Annotated in this window: 6 protein-coding genes; 3 read left to right on the top strand and 3 right to left on the bottom strand. The window is 35.2% G+C overall.

Going from position 1 to position 5,871, the window contains the following annotated elements; translation table 11 throughout:
* Positions 1–251 precede the first annotated feature (251 nt).
* The gene (locus HU235_RS10155) at positions 252–1,076 is read left to right on the top strand and encodes an STAS domain-containing protein (protein ID WP_174880149.1); all 825 of its coding nucleotides are present in this window, start codon (positions 252–254) and stop codon (positions 1,074–1,076) included.
* A gap of 92 nt (positions 1,077–1,168) precedes the next feature.
* On the opposite strand, the gene HU235_RS10150 is transcribed toward HU235_RS10155, so the two are convergent.
* Positions 1,169–2,701, bottom strand: a complete 1,533-nt coding sequence (locus HU235_RS10150; protein WP_174880148.1) for a flotillin family protein — start codon at positions 2,699–2,701, stop codon at positions 1,169–1,171.
* 11 nt (positions 2,702–2,712) lie between these two features.
* Positions 2,713–3,252 (bottom strand): NfeD family protein, encoded by a 540-nt coding sequence (locus HU235_RS10145; protein WP_174880147.1) that lies wholly within the window; start codon positions 3,250–3,252, stop codon positions 2,713–2,715.
* A gap of 315 nt (positions 3,253–3,567) precedes the next feature.
* Here HU235_RS10145 and HU235_RS10140 point away from each other — a divergent pair, with 315 nt between their 5' ends.
* Complete coding sequence (locus tag HU235_RS10140; protein ID WP_095301829.1) at positions 3,568–4,077, top strand: DUF3231 family protein; 510 nt, start codon at positions 3,568–3,570, stop codon at positions 4,075–4,077.
* A gap of 42 nt (positions 4,078–4,119) precedes the next feature.
* Positions 4,120–5,334 carry an MFS transporter gene (locus HU235_RS10135; protein ID WP_174880151.1) on the top strand — a complete coding sequence of 405 codons (1,215 nt, stop codon included), beginning with the start codon at positions 4,120–4,122 and terminating at the stop codon, positions 5,332–5,334.
* A gap of 3 nt (positions 5,335–5,337) precedes the next feature.
* On the opposite strand, the gene HU235_RS10130 is transcribed toward HU235_RS10135, so the two are convergent.
* Positions 5,338–5,871, bottom strand: a 534-nt coding sequence (locus HU235_RS10130; RefSeq protein WP_233452189.1) for a YitT family protein, incomplete at its 5' end; no start/stop codon positions are given.

Here is a 5,871-nt window from a genome sequence, read left to right as displayed (position 1 = left end):
AGATATATCCTTATATTTATTGTTTTTTTATTTGTAGTAAATAAAAATTTATCCTCCCTTTATTTTTTTACTCATTCGGGCAACATAGAATTTCACTTTGCCTATTTACTTTATAGAATTAATCCAACACTCCCCCATGTATTCGAGCAACTTTAAGTATAAAATTCAAGTTCCGCTATTTTAAAGCCATTTCAATTTATTTAATTATGTTATCATAATATAAGGTACATATTGTTTAGGGAGTTGGAAAAATGAAGGATGAACTAAATTATATTGGTCAAAAAATCATGAAAAACAAGACAGTGTTAGCTGCTAATGTTACGCAGCTACAAGCAAATTTATTAACGAATGAAACATTGGAAGAAAGCAGAAATGAAAGTTCATCTAAATTAATTGAATTATTAGGAAGATCATTAATTGATAATCAGGATGTCTCAAATGAGATTATTGAATGGGCTCATAATGAAGCAAGCTTTTTAGTCGATAATACGACTCTCACTACTGCATTAAGATCGTTAGCTTATTATCGAACAGTGATTTGGGACGTATTTACTGAGGAATTGGAACAACAACAGTTTGCAGCAATTACAATGCTTGACGTAAGTAAAATTATCGACCCTTTACTCGACGAAATTAGTGCAGAATATGGAAATGTCTATCAAGAGCATAACAATAATTTAATGAAGATTGCATATACCGCACTTGAAGAATTATCTGTTCCTGTTGTCCCGATTAACAAAAATGTTGCAGTCGTTCCGTTAATTGGAGAAATTGATACTCATCGCTCACAACTTGTTTTAGAAGTAACGATGGAGGAATGTTCCAAATTAAAGCTTGAATATTTGATATTAGATGTAACTGGTGTTCCTATCATTGATACAATGGTCGCAGATAATTTGTTTAAAGTTATTTCTGCCTTAAGATTGCTTGGTGTAGAAACAATTATTACTGGTATTCGTCCAGAGATCGCTCAGACCATAATCTCAATCGGAGTTGATTTTACAGGCATTACAACATTTGCTGATTTACCAACAGCATTATCAAGTATTGATTTGAAAATTATTAAGACAAATTAAGGGGAAGTTTGGAAACATAACTTTTCTTCAACTTTTCATATTATAAAAGGCAGAACATGTAAAGTTCTGCCCGTTCATTTCATATTACGTTTTTATCCAATTTCCTTATCTTCTACTTTCTCACTTTTTACTAAATCATTTGAAAGCTGATCAATGCTCTCTCGAATATTTCCCTTGCCTGAGAAATTTTCAAGTAATTGCTTTACATCGATTCCAGATGATGCCTTCAACGATTCCTGTAAAGAGCTCATTAAATTTGTTGCATATCCAGTGACCTTATTTGCTCCACCATTCTCGCCATTACCTCCAGTATCAACGACAGTAAGTTTATCGATATTAGCTAATGGACTTGCAACCTGTTTAGCGTATTCAGGGAGCATTTTAACAACCATATCAAGAATTGCGGCCTGACCATATTGTTCAAATGCCTCTGCAATTTTTCGTTTAGCTTCAGCTTCTGCTAGACCTTTCAAACGAATGACCTCTGCCTCTGTTTCACCTTTTGCTCTTTCTGCTTCAGCCTTTGCTAATCCGTCAATTCTTACTTTTTCAGCTTCCGCTTTTGCCATCGCTTCAATGCGATATTTGTTTGCGTCAGCCTGTGCGATTTCTTTTGCTTTATTTGCAGATGCTGCCTGTTCAACTGCATAACGGTCAGCGTCTGCCTTCTTTTTCACTTCTGAATCATATTGACGTTCACGACGTTGAATTTCCTTTTCCTCTAATTCAATTTGTTTCTGACGCTCAATAATTTTTACTTGCATTTCTTGTTCCATTACTTCTTGCTTTGCTCTAGCCGTTTCGAGGTCATATGCCTGGTCTGCACGTGCCTTGGCAATATCCTGCTCTCTGCGATACTCGGCCATTTTCATGAGATTTTCTTTTTCAGCTTCTGCGATTTCAGTTGCCCGCTCTAACTCAGACTTTTTCGCTTCTTTACTAGCCTCTGCTCGCTTAATTCTTGTTTCTTTTTCTGCCTCTGCTGTTGCAATATCAGCATCTCGTTTTACTTGGGCAATTCTTGGCTTCCCTAATGAATCTAAGTACCCATTCTTATCTCTAACATCCTTGATTGTAAAAGATACGATAATAAGTCCCATCTTTGCTAAATCCTGTGTTGCAACTCTTTGAACTTCTTGAGAAAATTTATCACGATTTTTATAGATTTCCTCGACTGTCATCGACCCTAAAATCGACCGTAAGTGACCTTCAAGTACTTCGCGAGCTTCATTCTCTCTGTCTTCTTTTTTCTTGCCCAAAAATTGCTCTGCTGCAGTTGCAATTTCTTCAATCGAGCCACCAATTTTAATAATTGCTGTTCCATCCGCCATAACTGGCACACCTTGTTCCGTATATACCTCAGGTGTCGTTACATCCAATTTACTCGATAATAAGCTTAAAGGTTCAGCTTGTTGAAAAACTGGTAATATAAAGGCACCGCCACCGCGAATGATTTTAATTTTATTTCCTGATTCATCAACGTGGACATTTTTACTACCTAAATAACTTCCTGTTACAATAAGTGCTTCATCAGGTCCAGCTGTACGATACTTCGTAATAAAGATAGCTATTAAGGCTATTAACAGAAATACAACTACTCCAATAACTGATAATAGTAATGTCATAAAAACTCCCCCTATAATTTATAATGAGTTGATTGCTCATATGGAGTCACATGAAGAACTCCTTTTTGAACATCAATAACAAGTACGTTTACTCCTTCACTTATTTCTTCTTGATTAAAGCTGACTGCTGATTTTGCAATTGTTCCACTCTTGTCAGTTAAAACCACTTCACCAAACCCATCTAATGGAATCGGAGTAATCACCTTACCTACCCTTCCCTTTAAGGAATTTGAGGAATAAACTAAGGATTCCTCCGCCTTAGATAATGGTATTAAAATGAAAACATTAAGAATTGTGACAAGAATGAGAGCAATAAGCAAAGAAAACAATAAAATAAGCATGCTCGAAATCGGTGTAAACATTTCAAATAAATACCCAGATGCAGAAAAAATGGTAATAAAGGACAAAATTATCGTAGGATTTAAAACTCCTCCTGCATCTGATACATCTATAAGACCGTTACCAAATAAGATAAACAGTACAGTAATTGAACCAACTACAATAAGTGTAATTAAATAGATCGATTCAATTGATAGACCAAAGAAATCCACAATATCACCCCCTCCAAATTTGTCTTATCATAAAGAACATTGTATTTTCCTGCAAAGACATATGTATCAAATGAAACTTTATGACCTTTCATCTTTAATACGTTTTAAAATGGAAAAAGTTCCAGTATTAGCCGATTTTTCCTTACAATGAAAAAATTTATATAGCTTTGTGCTCTTTTTTAAATGATGTTATTTAATTGAGTTCTTTGAACAAAATCACTAATAAAAACTCTTTCCTGAAAAAGGAAGGACATAAATTTCTTATTTTTATGAAAGAATATAAAAGCTAAATCAAACAAACAGGAGGTCGTGTTAGTGGGCATTTTAAGCGGAAAGCCACAAGAGGAACCCCTTCATTCCGGAGAAATATATAATCTATGGTCACACCTCTTTGCAACAAAAGGTACCCTTGTATCTTTGCAAATACTAGATAATCATGCTGGAGACCATGATTTAAAAGTGTTTTTAGAGGATTTAATGGAAAATTGCTTTAAACAGGAAGAGCAACAAACAGAGGCAATATTAAAACAAAATGGCATCAGGCTACCACCTGCACCTCCAGGCCGTCCGGATGTACATGTCGAGGATATTCCTGCTGGAGCACGTTTTAATGATCCTGAAATAGCTATTCTTGTTCAAAAGGAACTTATGTCAGGTAAAATGTTTTTTAGTTATGTTTCTAGTAGTGCCATACGTGAGGATATCGCAACAATGTTCGATGAATTTTTAGTACAGCGAACAGAGTACGAAGCAAAATTATTAAAAATAAGCAAAGAAAAAGGTTGGCTCGTCCCACCACCATTAATGGTTAAATCTGCAACTTAAATAAAATATAAAGGGTGTGTGAGAGTGGCTAAAAGTAACGGAATGACCATAACAGCAATTGGTTCAATCCCCCTTATTATGACATTAGGGAACTCAATGCTCATACCTATCTTGCCGCAAATGAAATCCAGTTTGAATATATCACAAATGCAAGTTAGCTTAACAATTACCGTTTTTTCAGTTGTTGCTGCATTTTTCATTCCAATATTAGGATATTTATCTGATCGTTTTTCAAGAAAGATCATTATCATTCCTGCGCTTATTTTATACGGTTTAGGTGGTTTGCTCGCTGGATTTGCCGCTTGGAAATTTTCCAATCCGTTTTTATGGATATTGATCGGACGAACTTTGCAGGGGATAGGTGCAGCAGGAAGTATGCCAATTGCCATGGCTCTTACAGGAGATTTATTTAAAGGTGGAGAGCAAAGCAGGGTCCTAGGAATCGTTGAAGCATCTAATGGTTTAGGAAAGGTCTTATCCCCTATTTTAGGTTCTTTATTAGGACTATTAATTTGGTATTCAGTATTCTTTGCCTTTCCTGCAATTGTTTTAGTTTCCGTAATTCTTACTTGGATCTTTATAAAGGAGAAAAGAAATAGACAAGCTCCCCCTCCCTTTGGAAAATACGTTAGAGGATTATTGTCTGTTTTTAAATATGAAGGTAGATGGTTATTCACTGTCTACTTAGCTGGTTCTATCTGCCTTTTTACATTATTCGGAATCCTTTTTTATTTATCTGATGTCCTCGAAAAGACATATAAGATTGACGGAGTTGTAAAAGGGTTAATATTAGCAATTCCATTATTAGTGATGGTAACAACCTCTTATATTACCGGAAGTAAAATTGGGAAGAATATGCTGTTGATGAAGAGATTAATTGTTCTAGGACTTACTCTCATGACAATATCATATGGATTATTAGTTTTGGTTGAAAAGCTATTCCCCTTTCTTCTTGTACTTGTCATAAGTAGTGTTGGAACAGGTCTTGTATTACCTTGTATTAACAGTCTTATTACAGGTTCAGTAGGTAAGGAAAGGCGCGGATTTGTCACATCATTATATAGTTCAGTTCGTTTTCTCGGTGTCGCGATTGGTCCACCAGTTTTTACTCGTCTATTAGAATGGTCTAGAACTGGAATGTTTTTATCTGTAGCGATATTAACTCTTATTGCAGGCTTGTTAGCCATAACGTTAATTCATGTGGAAAAGGATCCAAAAGGAAAGAAAAAAGAGTCATTCAGATATAATTATGTGTAAATATTATGTTTTTCGATAACGAAAGACTCTATCAACCATTTTCGTCGAAATCCATTGACTAATTAACGCTTGTAAAATGATTTCCCAACGTACAATAAAAGCAATAATAATAAAGATGACTCCATTCATCCAAAATAATGTTTTACCTGGTAATATACCTCTTGAATTTGCAAAAATTAAGGCGATAACTCCAACTCCTCCGTTGGAGACGCCTTCTCTTAATAAGAGACCTATACCGATTCCTAGAAAAATAGAACCTAACAATAGGTCTGTCCAAACGTTTCCTACAGATAAATTAATAACAGTTTGAAAAAAATAAACGGAAAGGGAAGTAATCGTCATCCCTACCATTGTCCAAATAGTACTGCTATTTCCAAGATACTTTATTGCGAGAAGAAGCATTGAAAAGTTCACAATCCACAATGCAAGCCCCATATTAATATCAAAAAAATAATTAATTAAAACCGCAAGACCACCTGCACCCCCTGAGGGAATCGCGTGAGGAAACAAAAAAAATCCCATCCCCATACCTTGTGT

This window comes from Metabacillus niabensis, assembly GCF_902829255.1.
Lineage (GTDB): Bacteria > Bacillota > Bacilli > Bacillales > Bacillaceae > Metabacillus > Metabacillus niabensis.
Note: the sequence above shows the minus strand (reverse complement) of the source record. Positions and strands in the feature narration are given on the sequence as shown.